The following is a 16,119-nucleotide window of genomic DNA, read 5'->3' as shown; positions in this document are numbered from 1 at the left end:
AACATGTTTCGACGAGTAGACAGAGGTTGAGTTCGTGATCACGCTCAGAAAAGAAGACGGTGCCGCCGATCTCGCGGGCATCAGCAAGATGAGTGTCGGGGTCAGCTGGGACCCCTCGGCCGGGGCCAGCGGCGGCCTGCTCGGCATCGCCCGCCGCAAGAAGGGCGTGGATCTGGATCTGATCGCGATCCTCATGCAGGGCGCGGAGCCGGTGCGGTTCGCGGGCCTGGATTCGCTCGATCCGCTCGGCAACGGGTCGGTGCTGCACTCGGGTGACGAGCAGACCGGTGCGGCCGCCGGTGACGACGAGACCGTGCACGTGACCTTCGCCGACGTGCCCGGCGGCATCGACTCCATCGTGTTCGTCGCGGCCGCGTTCAAGAAGGGCTCGAGCTTCGAGAAGGCGAACAACGTCTCGTTCAAGATCTACGACGCGACCGGCGGCGGCACCCAGCAGGTGGCCGACATCTGGCCGTCGCTGCTGGGCGGGGACAACGCCAACGCGATCGCCCGCGCGTTCCGCAACGGGCCTGCCTGGCAGCTCGAGGTCGTCGACCGCAAGGGCAAGATCAAGCAGGGTGACATGCAGGCCCTGCTGCGCTTCGCACTGCAGTAGCCCGGAAACGCGAAAGGCCCTGCCCGCCGATAACGCTCGCGGGCAGGGCCTTTCGGGGTCGGTCGTCAGTGCGCTCGCGGGTCGATCGTCAGTGCACCGATTCGGATTCGGCCGCCGCCCGGGCCTTGCGGGTGGCGATCGCGCGCTTGGCGACCTCGTACACGATCGGCAGCACCGATACGGCCACGATCACCAGGAAGATCAGGTCGATGTTGTCGCGCACCGCGGCGATCTGGCCGAGCAGGTAGCCCAGGTAGGTCAGGCCCGAGCCCCACAGCACGCCGCCGATGATGTTGTAGGTCACGAAGACCCGGTACTTCATCTTGGCCGCGCCGGCCACGACCGGCGCGAAGGTGCGCACGATGGGCACGAAGCGCGCCAGCACGATGGTGATCGGCCCGTGTTTGACGAAGAACGCGTGCGATTCGTCGATGTAGGACTTCTTGAAGAAGCGGGCGTCGTCGCTCTTGAACAGCGCGGTGCCGCCGCGCGCGCCGATGAGATATCCGACCTGGTCGCCGGCGATGGCGGCGAGCGGAATCAGGATGAGCAGCACCTCGATCGGCGCGAAGGGCTCGATCTCGGTCGATTTGGAGGCCGCGATCAGACCGGCGGTGAACAGCAGCGAGTCACCGGGCAGCAGCGGGAACAGCAGGCCGGATTCGATGAAGACGACCGCGAGCAGGCCGACCAGCATCCAGGTGCCGAAGGAGTTGAGCAGGTTCACCGGGTCCAGAAAGCCCGGTAGCAGTGCGAGATTCGTGGTGGTCGAATCCATCGCGGTGGTAATCGTCGTCATCTGCTCCGCCGTTCGGTGCTCGTCGATCGGGCGGGCCGGGTGTGGTCGATTGCCACGTGCTTGGTCTCCTTCGGATGGTTCATAACGCCGAGAACAGGGTCGATGCCCTGCCGGTGAGACCCCCGCGCGGCGACCACGTAGGCCGATCGGACATGCCGCGCCCCACCTGCAGGCCACAGTAGCACGCGGCACTGTAAGGTTGTCCGGGTGCGAACGGCGCCCGTGCGGGCCCGTGATCGGGGTTCGGGCGGCGGACCGTGACCCGGATCGCTGTATGGTTGAGATCTTTCGAGGATGGAGGTGCTGATGCCGGAGGGCCTGGTCAGAATCGGAGAACTCGCCTCCCGTGCCGAGGTCAGCTCCCGCACCATCGACTACTACACCAGCCTGGGACTGCTCGTCCCCGCCGAGCGCACCGCCGGCAATTACCGGATGTACGATCCGGCCGACGTCGAGCGCATCCACCTCATCCAGACGCTGGAGGCCCAGGGCATCTCGCTCGAGGAGATCGCCAAGGCGCTCAACTCCCAGCCCGGCGACGTCGCCGAGATGCTGGCCCGCATAGACACCGACCTCAAGTCGCTGCAAACCGCCGCCGAGGTCGCCCCCGGTGAAATGAACGGGCTGCTCAGCATTATCGCCGCCCGGGTGCAGTCGCTGCTCACCGTCGCCCTGCAACTCCCGCCCGACCTGCCGATGCTCTGATCGGCCGGCGGGTGTGACGGCTCGCTGATGGCCGCGCCGGCGCACGCGGATCCTCTTGCCGTGCACTGACTTCGGCCCGGGGCCGGCCGAGTCCGTCTCCGGCCGTTGCCGATCCGCGCCGTGCTAGGCCAGTGCGAGGAAGAGCTTCTCCAATTCGGCCTCGGTCAGCGGCTCGCGCCCCTCGGCTCCTTCGCCCGTGAGGCATTCGCGCAGGCCGCTGGCCACGATCTTGAACCCCGCGCGGTCCAGGGCGCGCGAGACCGCCGCGAGCTGGGTGACCACGTCCTTGCAGTCGCGGCCCTGTTCGATCATGGTGATCACGCCCGCGAGCTGGCCCTGGGCGCGGCGCAACCGGTTCAGGACCGCCGCGGTGGCCTGTTCGTCGCCGACCATGTCTGCCTCCTGAGCAGTTGATCCGGGTCGGTCCGCCCGGCCCGTCTACCGAATGAAGATACCCCTGGGGGTATGGCACCGACAGCCTCCGTGTTGGAACTCACCGGCCGGGTATGGCTCGGGGGAGGCGGGGATCACGTACTCGAAGCATACCCCCGGGGGTATGGTCGGTATCGAGTCGGATACCCCAGGGGGTATGGAACCGCGGGTCGTCACCCGCGAGGAGGTGCGAGATGAAGGTTGTGATCGTCGGTGGCGTGGCCGGTGGCATGTCGGCCGCGACCCGATTGCGGCGGCTGGACGAGTCCGCGGAGATCGTGGTGCTCGAGCGCGGCGCACACGTGTCGTTCGCCAACTGCGGGCTGCCGTACTACGTGGGCGGAGTGATCGAGGAGCGCGAGGCGCTGCTGTTGCAGACCCCCGAATCGCTCGCCGCTCGCTTCCGCCTCGACGTGCGGGTACGGCACGAAGCCGTCGAGATCGATCCGGCCGCGCGGACCGTGCTGGTGCGGGATCTGACCTCGGGCACGCAATCTCTGGAGTCCTACGACGAACTGGTGCTCAGCACCGGCGCGTCGGCCATCGTGCCGCCGCTGCCCGGCGCCGAACGCGCCCTGGTGCTGCGCGATGTGGCCGATGTGGATCGCCTGGCCGACGCGGTCGGCCGGGTGCGTACCGCGGTCGTGGTCGGCGCGGGCTTCATCGGCGTCGAAATGGCCGAGAACCTCACCCGCCGTGGCATTTCGACCACCGTGGTCGAGCGCGGCGATCAGGTGCTCGGCCCGCTGGACCCGGAGATGGCGGCCCCGGTCGCGGCCGAGATGCGCGGGCACGGAATACGTTTGGAGACCGGAGTCGAACTCGAGCGGATCGACACCGAGAGCGTGACGCTGTCCGATCAGCGCGTGGTGCCCGCCGAATTGGTCGTCATGGCGATCGGCGTGCGCCCCGAGAGCTCCCTGGCCCGGGCCGCGGGGCTGGACATCGGTTCCGGCGGTGGCATCGTCGTGGACGAGCAGCTGCGCACCTCCGCCCCGCACATCTACGCGGTCGGCGACGTGGTGCAGAAGCGGGACGCGGTGAGCGGCCAGGGCGCGCTGGTCCCGCTGGCCAACGCGGCCAACCGCCAGGGTCGCTCGGTCGCCGATGTGATCGCCGGGCTGCCCGTGGTGGATCCGCCCGCACAGGGCACCGCGATCGTCGGCGTCTTCGAGCTCACTGCCGCCATGACGGGGTGGAGCGAGAAGCGCCTGCTGGCCGCCGGGCGTCCGTTCCGCGCGCTGCACGCTCACCCGATGGCGCACGCGGGGTACTACCCGGGCGCTCGTGCGCTCTCGATCAAGCTGCTGGTCGATCCGGAGACCGATGAGATCCTGGGCGCGCAGGCGGTCGGCGGCGACGGTGTCGACAAGCGCATCGACGTGCTGGCCACCGCGATGGCGGGCGGCATCCGCGCCTCGCGCCTGCTCGATCTCGAACTCGCGTACGCGCCGCAGTTCGGCTCGGCCAAGGATCCGGTGAACATGCTCGGGTACATGGCCGACAACCTGCGCACCGGCGGCCTGCGCACCGCGCAGTGGCACGAGGTCGACAAGGCCGTCGCGAACGGTGCGCAGCTGGTCGATGTCCGTTCGCCGGGTGAGTTCGCCGGCGGTTCGGTCCCCGGCGCGCGCAACATCCCCCTCGATGAGCTGCGAGCGCGCGCCGATGAGATCCCGGCCGGTCCCATCCTGGCGTTCTGCCAGGTCGGCCAGCGCGGCAACAGCGCCACCCGGCTGCTGACCCAGCTGGGCCGCGACGCGGTGAATCTCGACGGCGGCTATCGCACCTGGCATGCCGCCACGACCGGCTGATCCGAAACCCCCGCACCGAAAAGGAAATACGAACGATGTGTCAGCGAATCACCTGTCGTACCTGTGGCAAGCCGGGATTCACCGGATGCGGCAACCACGTCGAACAGGTCCTGGGCGATGTGCCGAAGTCGGGCCGGTGCGCGTGCGCCGCCGAGCGTCCGGTGCGCAAGCTGTGGCCGTTCGGGCGCTGAGCGCGCCAACCCGTTCAATCAATGATTGAACTGTCGATTGAAACGTGTTCTACTTCTGTCCGATCGGGAAGCCGCCGTTGGCATCTCGACGTCGAAGGAGAACTGAACGATGACCGGACGACTGAGCGGACGGGTGGCCCTGATCAGCGGGGCCGCGTCGGGGATGGGCGCTTCGCACGCCCGCGCCTTCATCGCCGAGGGCGCCGCGGTGATGCTGGGCGACATCGCCGATGACGCCGCCGCCCGCCTGGCCGCCGAACTCGGCGACCGGGCCGCGTCGGTGCACCTGGATGTCACCCGGCTCGCCGACTGGGAGGCGGCGGTCGCCGCGACCGTCGACCGCTTCGGCGTACTGAACGTACTGGTCAACAATGCGGGCATCCTCGACGGGGGCCCTATTGGCACGTACACCGAAAAGCAGTGGAACAACATCATCGCCATCAATCTGACCGGCCCGTTCCTGGGCCTGACCGCCGCGCGGGACGCCCTGGTCGCCGCCCGTCCCGCCGCGGTCGTGAACATCTCCTCGGCCGCCGGGATCCAGGGCGTGCCCGGCGTGCACGGTTACACCGCGTCGAAGTTCGGCGTGCGCGGCCTCACCAAATCGGCCGCCCTGGAACTGGCCCCGCACGGCGTCCGCGTGAACTCCGTGCACCCCGGCGGCATCCTGACCCCGATGCTCGGCGCACCCGAGGACACCTCTGTCGACCGCGCCGCGAATCCCCTCGCCCGCTTGGGTTCTCCCGCCGAGGTCACCTCGATGGTGGTCTTCCTGGCGAGCGAGGAGTCGAGCTACTGCAACGGGGCGGAGTTCGTCGTGGACGGCGGAATGACCGCCGGCCGCGCCTGAGTTCGACTGCGCCGCAGCCCAACCGGCACCGAGGCCGTGCACGCTGATATGCCGAGCCGGTCCCTGCCGCAGGTCGCGGTGAGCCGGCGAACCGGCCGGGTCGGCGGACCTCCGTCGCGCGGGAGTGCGACCCCGCGCGGCGGGCGCGGCGAGCCGCTCAGTGTGTGACCGGCAGTCCCGCGCTCGTCGCGGCCAGAACCTCCGCGGCCGCGCGCTGTCCGGCCTCGATCGCGCCGTCGATGTAGCCGGTCCAGGTCACCGCGGTCTCCGCGCCGGCCCAGTGCACCGGGCCGACCGGTTCGCGTAGCGCGCGGCCGAAGCTGGTCAGGGCCTGCGGGGTGGTGAACGCCCCGTAGCAGCCTCGCGTGTATTCCTCTGCGGCCCAGTCCTGTTCGATGTAGGCCAGGGGTTCGGCGGCGGCCGGGCCGAAGTAGCCGACGAGATCGGCCACAACCCGGCGCTGCCGCTCGGCCGGTGTCATGCGCGCGGCGGCATCGGCGGCGCGGCCCTCGAAGAAGCCCACCAGGACGCCGGGTGCGCCCTCCGGCGGCGAGTTGTCGAACACGGTGCTGATCAGCCGGAGGTCGCTGTTGGCCTGTCCGCTGAAGCCGTCCGCGCGCCAGAACGGCGTCTCGTACACGGTATTGGTCTTGATCACGCGACCGGCGGGCATGCGCTGCATGAGCATCACCCGGTCCGCGGGCAGGGCGGGGACGTGGTGAACGCGGTCGTTGAGCGCCTGCGGTATCGCGACGACGGCGTGCCGGGCACGCACCTCGAGTCCGTCGGCGTGCACCCGCACGCCGTCGTCGTCCCGCTCGATCCGGGTGACCGGCGCCGACAGCCGCACCCGCGCACCCAACCGCGCGGCGAGTTCGGTGGCGAGCAGTTCGGTGCCGCCGGCGATCCGATCTTGCTGTGCGCCGCCGCGGGTTTCGATGAGGGTGTCGAGCCCGCCCGCGGCCGAGATGTAGGACAGCGCCCACAGCGCCGACAGATCCTCGGGTTCGGTGGCGAAGACCGCCAGGGTGAGGATGCGCATGAACGCCCGCCCGCGCACGGTGCGGAAATGGTCGTGGATCCAGCCCCCGAAGGTCTGGGCGTCGAGGCGCTCGGCAGCGGCGGCGTCCCACGGCCGGCCCGGGTCGATGGCGGTGGCGGCCCGTTCGATCAGTCGCTGTCCGAGTGCCAGATCCGCCAGGGTGAGCGGCCCGAGCCGGGGGATGCGGCCGGTGTATGTGGTTCGCGCCCCGCGCAATTCGACGATGTTGCGACCCTCGTCGTAGGTCGGGTACAGGGTCAGTCCCAGTTCTTCGGTCAGCGCCCGTGCTCGGTGCTGGGTCGGTCCGATCCACTGACCGCCCACCTCGATCGACGCTCCGCCGGGTAGCCGGGCATTGAGCAGGCGCCCGCCGACCCGGTCCCGCGCCTCCAGCACCGCGACCTCATGACCGGCCGCGACCAGATCCCGGGCCGCGACCAGCCCGGATATCCCGGCGCCGACGATCACGACGTCGGTTTCGATCACCTGTGCGTTCATGGCGGACCACCTCTCACATACACCGTGTATCTCGCATACACACTGTATGTGATATTCCTGGGGGATGAGCGCTGTCAAGAGCCGTCGCGAGGAATACGCGCAGAACACCAGGGAAGCGCTGGTGCGCTCGGGGGCCGCGCTGTTCGCCGATCGCGCCTTCGCCGAGGTGTCCGCCGAGGAGCTGGTCGCGGCCGCGGGCCTGAGCCGGGGCGCGCTCTATCACCACTTCGGCGGCAAACAGGGCCTGTTCGCCGCGGTGTTCGAGGACCTGGAGAACACGGCCGCAGAACGCATCGCCGCCGCGATGAGCGAACCGGCGGGCCTGCGTGAGAAGACGATCGCGGGTATGAACGCGTTCCTCGACATCTGCACCGATCACGCCTACCGCCAGATCGTGCTGCTGCAGGGTCCCCTGGTGCTGGGCTGGGAACGCTGGCGCGAGCTCGACCGCCGCTCCCTGGCCGGCCTGATGGTGACCCAGACCAAACTCCTGAAAGAGCAGGGCCTGACCCGCTTCTCACCCGAACTGGTGGCCGCGATGTTCTACGGCGGCCTCACCGACATGTCCTTCGTCCTGGCCGCGTCCCCCGACCCCGCCCCCATCCGCGCCGAAGCCGCCCGGATGCTCGAGGACCTGCTGGACAGCCTCCGTCCGGCTTGACCGCCGTCGCCTCGAAATGCCCTGTGGACCAAGCGCTCCAGGAGAGAGTGCCGCGCCTTGACGTGATAGTTGCTGAATAATTGCTAGCCTGGCTGGGGTTGGCTCGACTCGGCAACGGCGCGATTCGAGCCGGCCCTTCCCGCGCTCACCGCACCGCAGAGAGGCCGACATGGGGTTCGCCAGTTACTACACCGGTTCCAGCGCCGACGGTTTTCTGGCCGACGACAACAGTTCCCTGGACTGGCTCGAATCGCGTGACACCGACCCGGACGGCCCCCTGGGCTACAACGCCTTCATCGCGGACGTCGGCGCGATCGTCATGGGAGCCAACACCTATCAGTGGGTGATCGACCACGATCCGGCCGCCTGGCCCTACGACGTGCCGGCCTGGATCATCACCCATCAGCGCTTCGCCACCCGCTCGGACCGCGACATCCGGTTCGGCAGCGGGCCCATTCCGGAGATCTACGCCGAACTCGAGCAGGCCGCCGGCGACCGCAAGATCTGGGTGGTCGGGGGCGGCAACCTGGCCGCCCAGTTCGCCGCGCACAATCTGCTGGACGAGATCATCGTGTCGTATGCCCCGGTCACCCTCGGCGCCGGAATCCCGCTGCTGCCCTGGCGGGTCGAGCTCGAGACCGTCGAGGCCACCCAGAACGGCGACCTGGTCAGCGTGCGCTACGCGGTCGTCCGGGAGACGTAGCGGCGGGTCCCGCCGGTCCCGTATTTTCCTCACCGTGAATGCAATGCACTCAAGAGAAACTTCAGTATTCGTGTAGGGACTCTTGGCGATTGGAAATCGCGGAATGTCGCCCCGTCGCGCCTAGCCTCCATGGAGATACACCGGACGGCAGAAGGACGCGACATCGCGATGAGGATAAAACGATTCGGCAAGCTCATGGCAACGGGCACGGTGGCCATTGCCCTCGCAACCGCGCTCACCGCGTGTGGCGGCTCGGGGTCGTCCGGAAATGGCCCGGTGGGTGACCCGGTTTTCGGTGGCACGCTGAAGTTCTACGATCCCATCGAGTACACGGCCTGGTTGCCGACGAATTCGATCTGGTCCAACAGTCAGGTCGCGAACAATCTGGCCGAGCGCCTGACCTGGCAGGACCCCAAGACCGGTGAGATCAAGCCGTGGCTGGCGAAGTCGTGGAAGATCAGCGACGACAAATTGACCTACACCTTCACATTGCGCGAGGGCGTGACCTTCAGCAATGGCGATCCGGTCGACGCCGCGGTGGTGAAGGCGAATTACGATCAGCACGGCCTGGGCGACAAGGCGCTGGGAATTCCGCCGGATCGCTTCTTCTCCGATTACAAGTCGGCCGAAGTGATCGATCCGCTCACCGTGCAGGTCTCGTTCACGAAGCCGAATGTCGGCTTCCTGCAGGTGGCTTCGTTCTATCGCGCGGGCTCGATTCTGGCCAAGCCTTTCCTGGCACAGGATCTGAACGGCCAAGGGCAGGCCAAGAATTGGATCGGCTCGGGCCCGTTCGTGGTCGAATCGGTGCAGGGCACCACCGGCATCACCCTGAAGCGCCGCGACGACTACAACTGGGCCCCGGAGGGTTCGGGCCACCAGGGCAAGGCGTACCTCGAGAAGGTCGTGTTCAAGACCGTGCCCGAGGCGGGCACCCGGGTCGGCGCGCTCAAGTCCGGCGAGGCGCACATCGCCCGCAACATCGCGCCCTACGACGAGGAGACGGTGACCGCAGGCGGCGGCGTCATCGAGGCGTTCCCGGTCCAGGGGCAGACCAACAAACTCTCGTTCCAGCTGGATTCGGTCACCCCGATTTTGGACAAGAACGTGCGCCTGGCCCTGCAGGCGGCCACCAACCGTCAGGAGATCAACGAGACGGTGCTCTCGCCCAGCTACCCGGTGCCGAAAAGCATTCTGGTGCAGGGCACCCCGAACCGGGGCGACTCCTCCCGCTTCCTCGGCTACGACCTGAACAAGGCGAAATCCCTGCTGGACGCTGCCGGTTGGCAGCCCGGCGGCGACGGCATCCGGGTGAAGGACGGCAAGCGCCTGCAACTCGACATCTGGGTCGCCCCCTACTACCAGGTCGCCCAGCCCGTGCAGGAACTGCTGCAGTCGCAGTGGCGCAAGGCCGGCGTCGAACTGAAGATCAACGCCACCTCGCTCACCGACTACGAGGCGACACAGCTTGCGCGCCCGGACAATTGGGCGCTGGTGCAGGGACAGACCTCGCGCGCGGAAGCCGACGTGCTGCGCACCGCCTTCGACAGCGCCGCGACCAACGAACTGCACGCCAACACCCCCGACGAGAAGCTGAACGAACTCGTCCGGGCGCAGGCCTTCGTCTTCGACCCCGCCAAGCGGACCGCCGCGGTGCAGGCCATCGAGGATCACCTGTTCGGTGAGGGCTACGTGATTCCGCTGTACGACGAGACCCAGGTCTTCGGCCTGGCTCCCTCTGTACACGGCTTCAGCACCGAATCCACCGCCCGCACCTGGTTGTACGACACCTGGATCGCCGAGTAGGCCGGGGAGCGAGAATGCACATCTATGCCGCGAAGCGCCTGGGACAGGCGACGGTGGTGCTGCTGGCCGCCTACACCCTGTCCTTCGTGCTGCTGAGTGCCCTGCCGGGCGACTCGGTCAATAATCGGATCCAGAATCCCGAAGCCCAGATCACCCCCGAGGCGGGGCGGATCATGCTCGAGTACTACGGCCTGGACCGCCCGGTCTGGCAGCAGTACCTGCACAGTCTGGCGGCGTTGTGGCGCGGCGATTTCGGCTTCTCGCTCACCAACGGCAAACCCGTCGAGGAACTCATCGGCGAGGCGCTGCCGGGCACCGTGCAACTCGCCGGGCTCGGGCTGGCCTTCGGGCTGGCGTTCACCGCCGTGGTCGCGATACTCGCCAATTACGCGCCGTGGGCGTGGCTGCGCTCGCTGGTCGGCACGGCACCGGCGCTGTTCGCCTCGGTCCCCACGTTCGTGGTCGGCATCCTTGCCCTGCAGTACCTTTCGTTCCGATTCGGCCTGATCCCGTCGGTCGACGACGGCAGTTTCCGGGCGCTGCTGGCTCCGGCGGCGACCCTGGGCCTGTTGATCGCCGCACCGCTGTCGCAGGTGTTCACCGGCTCGATTCGGACCACCCGCCGGCAGCCCTTCGTGCACGTGCTGCACGCCAAGGGCGCGGGGGAGGGCTTCGCCTTCCGCAAGGACGTGCTGCGCAATTCCGCGCTGCCGGTGCTGACCCTGCTGGGCCTGGCGTTCGGCGAGCTCATCGCCGGCGCGGTGGTGACCGAATCGGTCTTCGCCCGGGACGGCATCGGGCAGCTCACCGTGGGCGCGGTCAACACCCAGGATCTGCCGGTGGTGCAGGGCGTGGTGCTGCTGTCCACGGCGGTCTACGTGTTGATCAACCTGGCCGTGGACCTGGCCTACCCGCTGATCGACCCGCGAGTGCTCGTCGACGGCAAGGCCCGCCGGTCCGCGAAAGCCGGTGTGGTGCGGCGTAAGCCGGCCGTCGCCACCGTGCTGCCCGCACCGCGTCCGCTGCCGGTGGAAGCGGCCATGCCATGAAGCGCTGGTCTCTGATCCCGGCCGTGGGCGTGGTCCTGCTGGTGGTGCTCTGGGCGACGGTGCCGCACCTGTTCACCGCGGTCGATCCGCTGGCGGTGAATCCGGCCCAGAAGCTGCGACCGCCGTCGGGCGAGCACTGGTTCGGCACCGATCAACTCGGCCGCGACCTGTACGCGCGGGTCGTCTACGGTGCTCGCGCCTCGCTCACCGGTTCGGCCATCGCGGTGGCGGTCGGGGTCGCGGTCGGCTCGCTGCTCGGGGTGACCGCGGGCTGGTTCGCCGGATTCACCGACAACGTGGTCATGCGCGTCATCGACATCCTGCTGTCGATTCCCGGATTCCTGCTGGCCATCACCTTCGTGGTGCTGCTGGGCTTCGGGGTGCTGCAGGCGGGAGTCGCGGTCGGGCTGACCAGTGCGGCGACCTTCGCCCGCCTGATTCGCTCGGAAGTCCTGGAGGCGCGCACGAGCAACTACGTCGAGGCCGCGATCACCAGCGGGGCAACCACTTTCGCGGTGCTGCGCCGGCACGTGGTGCCCAATTCGATCGCCTCGACCGTCTCCCTGATCACCGTGCAGTTCGGCATCGCCATCATCTGGATCGCCTCGCTGAGCTTCCTGGGCCTGGGCGCGCAACCGCCGGACCCCGAATGGGGCCGCCTGGTCTCGGACGGCCGCAACTACATCGCCACCCGCGGCTGGCTCACGCTGTGGCCGGGTCTGACGGTGGTGGCCGTGGTGCTGGCGACCAATCACATTTCCCACCATCTCACCAGGAGGGCGTCGTCATGACCGTCGTCCAGTCGGCGAGCCGGCTCGAGAAGCCGACCGCCGCACCGTTGCTGGCGGTGCGGGACCTGACCGTCGGCTACCGCGTGCGCCGCCGCTTCGAACCGGTGGTGCACGAGGTCTCCTTCGAACTGCCGCCCGGCGAGGTCCTGGCCCTGGTCGGAGAGTCCGGTTCGGGCAAGACCACCACGGCGCACGCGATCCTGGGCCTGCTTCCGGAGAACGGCTCGGTCTCCGGCGGCGGCATCACCTTCCGCGGGCAGGAGCTGACCGAGCTCTCGCCCAAGGGCTGGCGTGATATTCGCGGCCGGGCGGTGAGCCTCATCCCGCAGGATCCGGGGTCCTCCCTGGACCCGGTGCGCCGGGTGGGACATCAGGTCGAGGATGTGCTGCTGCTGCACACCGGCCTGGACGCCGAGGCCCGCCGGCGGCGGGTGTACGAACTGTTCGACCTGGTCGGGTTCACCGAGGTCGAGCGCCGCTATCGCCAGTACCCGCACGAGCTTTCGGGCGGTATGCGCCAGCGCGTGCTGATCGCGGCCGCCGTGGCCGCCGAGCCGGATCTGATCATCGCCGACGAGCCGACCTCGGCGCTGGACGCCACCGTGCAGCGGCAGGTGCTCGATCTGATCGACGACATTCGCCGCCGCACCGGGACCGGGGTGGTGCTGGTGACTCACGACCTGGGCGTCGCCGCCGATCGCTCCGATCGCATCGGGGTCATGCGCCAGGGCCGCCTGGTCGAGTTCGGGCCGACGAAAGAGGTTGTCGCCCAGCCGCAGCACGAATACACCCGGCACCTGTTGAACAGCGTGCCCGCCCGCGCCGGCGCGATCCTCGATCGGAAGCCGGCCCCGGCGCCCGCCCGGGAAACGATCATCGAGGTGAGCGGCCTGGTCAAGCGTTACGGCGACGCGGCCGCGGTGGACGACATCACCTTCCGGGTCGGTCGCGGCGAAACCTTCTCCATCGTCGGCGAATCCGGCAGCGGCAAGTCCACGACCGCGCGCGTGCTGACCGGGCTGACCACGGCCACCTCCGGCCGGGTGGAACTGCTCGGCACCGACATCACCGGGCTGAGCGCGCGCGCATTCCGCCCGCTGCGTCGCGAGGTGCAGATCGTCTACCAGAATCCCTTCTCCTCCTTCGATCCGCGCTTCGACGTCTACGACGTGGTCGACGAGCCGCTGCGCTCGTTCCAGCCGCGCCGGGGGCCGCGCCAGCGCAAACGCCCCAACGAGGAGCGGGTGGTGGCCGCACTCGAAGCCGCCGCCCTCCCGGCCGATTTCGTCAACCGGCACCCGCGCGAGCTGTCCGGCGGCCAGCGCCAGCGGGTCGCCATCGCCCGCGCCCTGATCCTGGAACCCACCGTGCTGGTACTGGACGAGCCCATCTCGGCGCTGGACGTCTCGGTGGCCGCGCAGATCCTGGAACTGCTGCGCACGCTGCAGGCCGAGCGTGACCTCACCTATCTGTTCATTTCCCACGACCTGGCCGTGGTCCGAGCGATCTCGGACCGGGTGGCCGTCATGCGGCAGGGCCGCATCGTCGAACAGGGCACGGTGCACGAGGTGTTCACCAACCCCGTCGAGGACTACACGGTCCGCCTGCTCGAGGCGATCGCCGGTCGCCGCTCACTCCCCGGAGGTTTGTCATGACCACCGCACAACCGGCCACGCTGGCCGAGGCGCTCCCTCGTATTCGCGCGGTGCTCGCCGAGTTCCCCAAGGGCGTCGGCGAACGCGATCTCGCCTTCGAACACCCCGACACGCTGATCCGGGCGCTGGCCGAGGCGGGATTCGGCCGCCTGCGGGTGCCGGTGGAGTTCGGTGGCTTCGGCGTCGGCCTGCCCGCGCTGTTCGAGCTGCTGGCCGAGGCCGGGCAGGCCGACTCCAACATCCCGCAGATCTGGCGCGGACACTTCACCACCACCGAGGTGTTGCGCGCCGAGACCGATCCCGTGGTCCGTGAGCACTGGCTGCGCGTGGCGGGACAGGGCGCGGTGTTCGGCAACGCCCAGTCCGAGCCGTCAGCCATCGTCGCCGAAGCGGTTGCGGCGCAAGGCGAATCAACCACCGGCTGGGGCGTCACCACCACCCGGGTCCGCACCGATGAGAACGGTGATCGATTCGTCTCGGGCACCAAGTTCTATTCCACGGGCTCGCGCTTCGCGGATTACATCCGGGCCGCCGTCGCGAGCGAGGACGGCGTCCGAAGCTTCGTGGTGATTCCGGCGCGGCACCCGGGCGTCACCCACGTCGACGACTGGGACGGAGTCGGGCAGCGCCAAACCGGCAGCGGCACCACCCTTTTCGCGGACGTGCCGGTCGAGCCACACGGTGACATCGGCCGCTATCGCGAATCGCTGCGCGGGCTGGACTCGTTCGTACAGATCGTGCACCTGGCCAACCTGGCGGGCATCGCCCGCAGCCTGGTCGCCGAAACCACCGACATCGTGCGGGCGCGCACCCGCACCAGCCTGCACGCCCTGACCCAGAACGCCGCCGCCGACCCCGAGGTGCTCGGCGTGATCGGCCTGCTCGAGGCGCGCCGGCTCACCGCCGAAACGCTGCTGCGCCATGCCGCCCAACGGCTCGAGGCCGCGCACGCCTCGGGCGAGGAATCCGATTACACCGCCGCCTATCTCGACACCTCCGCGGCGCAGATCGCGGTGATCGAAGCCGTGCTGGACGCCGCGACCCGGGCCTTCGACGCCGGGGGCTCGTCCGCGGTGCGCAACAGCGTGCACCTGGACCGGCACTGGCGCAACGCGCGCACCCTGGCCTCGCACAACCCGGTGGTCTACAAGCCGCGGGTGATCGGCGATTTCGTGGTCAACGGCGTGGCCCCGGTGCCCGGCTACTACACCAACCGCCCGTCGGCCGCCGACGCCGAGGAAAGGACCGCGCAGTGAGCAGACTGCTGCACCTCAATGTCAACATCCTCAACGCCGGTGTCTTCGGCGGCTCCTGGCGTTTCCCGGGTACCGACGGCGCGGCCTCCTACTCGATCGAGCACTACACCTCGATCGCGAAGAAGGCCGAGGAGGCCAAGCTGGACGCGGTCTTCCTGGCGGACGGCCCGGTGCTGGACCCGGGCATCGAACACCGCACCGGGAACAACCTCGAGCCCACGACGGTGCTGGCCCGGGTGGCGGCGCAGACCGAGCGGGTCGGGCTGATCGCCACCCTGTCCTCCTCCTACAACGATCCGGCCGAATTGGCCCGCAGGCTGGGCGATCTGGACCATGTCAGCGGCGGGCGCTTCGGCTGGAACGTCGTCACCACGGCGGGCCCGATCGCGGCGGCCAACTTCGGGCGGGACGGGGAACCCCAGCACGGCCTGCGCTACCGGCGAGCCGCGGAGTTCGTGGAACAGGTGGTCGCGGCCTGGGCCGAGCGCACCGATTTCGTCTCACCCCAGGGCCGCCCGGTCGTGGTGCAGGCGGGCGGTTCCAGCGACGGCAAGCGCCTGGCCTCGCGGGTCGGCGAAGTGATCTTCTCCGCCGAACAGGACATCGACCGGGCCCGGGCCTTCCGCGACGAATTGCGCGCCGGCGCGGCCGAATTCGGCCGGAACCCGGACGAGATCGTGGTGCTGCCCGGGCTGTCGACGGTGCTGGGCAGCACCGAGGCCGAGGCCCGCGAACGCCGCGAACTGCTGGACGAGCTGCTGCCGGACGCCTACGCCCGCTCCCGGCTCGCCGGGCAGCTCGGCTTCTCCCTGGACGGACTGGACGACGACGCCCCCATTCCGCCGGAGCTGCTCGTGGAACCCGACGCCGCCGGTGGGTCGCAGACCTTCTACCGCGTCGTGCGCAATCTCATCGACAGCGAGAACCCGACCCTGCGCCAGCTGCTCAAGAAGTTGTCGGGCGGCGGCGGGCATCGCATCGTGGTCGGCACCCCCGAACAGATCGCCGACGACGTCGAGCGCTGGTTCCGGGCGGGTGCGGCCGACGGCTTCAACGTCATGCCGGACGTCCTGCCCTCGGGCTTCGACGATTTCGCCGATCACCTGGTGCCCGAACTGCGCCGGCGCGGCCTGTTCCGCACCGACTACGACGGCACCACGCTGCGCGATCACCTCGGTCTCGGGCTGCCGCCGGTGCCCACAGGCGTGTGGGAACGCGGCCCGCTCGAAGCCGCGCGCTGAGTCCGAGAGA

The 16,119-nt window shown here is 69.1% G+C and carries 15 protein-coding genes; 12 read left to right on the top strand and 3 right to left on the bottom strand.

What is annotated here, in order from left to right; genetic code table 11:
* Positions 1-34: 34 nt before the first annotated feature.
* Positions 35-616 carry a TerD family protein gene (locus tag ACFVBH_RS03420; protein ID WP_354986150.1) on the top strand — a complete coding sequence of 194 codons (582 nt, stop codon included), beginning with the start codon at positions 35-37 and terminating at the stop codon, positions 614-616.
* An 88-nt stretch (positions 617-704) separates the two neighbouring features.
* On the opposite strand, the gene ACFVBH_RS03415 is transcribed toward ACFVBH_RS03420, so the two are convergent.
* Positions 705-1,415 carry a VTT domain-containing protein gene (locus ACFVBH_RS03415; protein WP_354986151.1) on the bottom strand — a complete coding sequence of 237 codons (711 nt, stop codon included), beginning with the start codon at positions 1,413-1,415 and terminating at the stop codon, positions 705-707.
* Between the two features lie 294 nt (positions 1,416-1,709).
* On the opposite strand from ACFVBH_RS03415, the gene ACFVBH_RS03410 reads away from it, so the two are divergent.
* Complete coding sequence (locus tag ACFVBH_RS03410) at positions 1,710-2,120, top strand: MerR family transcriptional regulator (protein WP_354986152.1); 411 nt, start codon at positions 1,710-1,712, stop codon at positions 2,118-2,120.
* 123 nt (positions 2,121-2,243) lie between these two features.
* On the opposite strand, the gene ACFVBH_RS03405 is transcribed toward ACFVBH_RS03410, so the two are convergent.
* On the bottom strand, positions 2,244-2,513 hold the full coding sequence (locus ACFVBH_RS03405; protein WP_354986153.1) for a metal-sensitive transcriptional regulator: 270 nt from the start codon (positions 2,511-2,513) through the stop codon (positions 2,244-2,246).
* A gap of 233 nt (positions 2,514-2,746) precedes the next feature.
* Here ACFVBH_RS03405 and ACFVBH_RS03400 point away from each other — a divergent pair, with 233 nt between their 5' ends.
* Positions 2,747-4,366, top strand: coding sequence for an FAD-dependent oxidoreductase (locus ACFVBH_RS03400; RefSeq protein WP_378999390.1), 1,620 nt, complete (start codon positions 2,747-2,749; stop codon positions 4,364-4,366).
* A gap of 300 nt (positions 4,367-4,666) precedes the next feature.
* Positions 4,667-5,407, top strand: coding sequence for an SDR family oxidoreductase (locus tag ACFVBH_RS03395; protein ID WP_378999388.1), 741 nt, complete (start codon positions 4,667-4,669; stop codon positions 5,405-5,407).
* A gap of 157 nt (positions 5,408-5,564) precedes the next feature.
* On the opposite strand, the gene ACFVBH_RS03390 is transcribed toward ACFVBH_RS03395, so the two are convergent.
* Positions 5,565-7,055, bottom strand: a complete 1,491-nt coding sequence (locus tag ACFVBH_RS03390) for a flavin monoamine oxidase family protein (protein WP_378999386.1) — start codon at positions 7,053-7,055, stop codon at positions 5,565-5,567.
* Here ACFVBH_RS03390 and ACFVBH_RS03385 point away from each other — a divergent pair.
* The 8 genes from ACFVBH_RS03385 to ACFVBH_RS03350 all read left to right on the top strand — a co-directional run bounded on the left by ACFVBH_RS03385 (position 7,012) and on the right by ACFVBH_RS03350 (position 16,109).
* On the top strand, positions 7,012-7,608 hold the full coding sequence (locus ACFVBH_RS03385) for a TetR/AcrR family transcriptional regulator (protein ID WP_378999384.1): 597 nt from the start codon (positions 7,012-7,014) through the stop codon (positions 7,606-7,608). The two genes, ACFVBH_RS03390 and ACFVBH_RS03385, sit on opposite strands and share 44 nt — an antisense overlap.
* A 169-nt stretch (positions 7,609-7,777) precedes the next feature.
* Positions 7,778-8,311: a dihydrofolate reductase family protein gene (locus ACFVBH_RS03380; RefSeq protein WP_354986158.1), complete on the top strand. Its 534-nt coding sequence runs from the start codon at positions 7,778-7,780 to the stop codon at positions 8,309-8,311.
* A 168-nt stretch (positions 8,312-8,479) separates the two neighbouring features.
* A complete protein-coding gene (locus tag ACFVBH_RS03375) occupies positions 8,480-10,117 on the top strand; it encodes an ABC transporter substrate-binding protein (RefSeq protein WP_378999380.1) in 1,638 nt (545 codons plus the stop codon).
* A gap of 14 nt (positions 10,118-10,131) precedes the next feature.
* The gene (locus ACFVBH_RS03370) at positions 10,132-11,166 is read left to right on the top strand and encodes an ABC transporter permease (RefSeq protein WP_378999378.1); all 1,035 of its coding nucleotides are present in this window, start codon (positions 10,132-10,134) and stop codon (positions 11,164-11,166) included.
* Entirely contained in the window at positions 11,163-11,957 is a 795-nt protein-coding gene (locus ACFVBH_RS03365) for an ABC transporter permease (protein WP_354986161.1), read from the top strand. Before ACFVBH_RS03370 ends, ACFVBH_RS03365 begins: the two co-directional genes overlap by 4 nt.
* Positions 11,954-13,612 (top strand): dipeptide ABC transporter ATP-binding protein, encoded by a 1,659-nt coding sequence (locus tag ACFVBH_RS03360; protein WP_378999375.1) that lies wholly within the window; start codon positions 11,954-11,956, stop codon positions 13,610-13,612. Before ACFVBH_RS03365 ends, ACFVBH_RS03360 begins: the two co-directional genes overlap by 4 nt.
* Entirely contained in the window at positions 13,609-14,868 is a 1,260-nt protein-coding gene (locus ACFVBH_RS03355; RefSeq protein ID WP_378999373.1) for an acyl-CoA dehydrogenase family protein, read from the top strand. Before ACFVBH_RS03360 ends, ACFVBH_RS03355 begins: the two co-directional genes overlap by 4 nt.
* Positions 14,865-16,109, top strand: a complete 1,245-nt coding sequence (locus ACFVBH_RS03350) for an LLM class flavin-dependent oxidoreductase (protein ID WP_378999371.1) — start codon at positions 14,865-14,867, stop codon at positions 16,107-16,109. The genes ACFVBH_RS03355 and ACFVBH_RS03350 overlap by 4 nt, the downstream gene beginning before the upstream one ends.
* Positions 16,110-16,119: the final 10 nt, after the last annotated feature.

This window comes from Nocardia sp. NPDC057668 (assembly GCF_042799795.1).
Lineage (GTDB): Bacteria > Actinomycetota > Actinomycetes > Mycobacteriales > Mycobacteriaceae > Nocardia.
The sequence above is the reverse complement of the archived record's forward strand: the minus strand, read 5'-3'. Positions and strand labels throughout refer to the sequence as shown.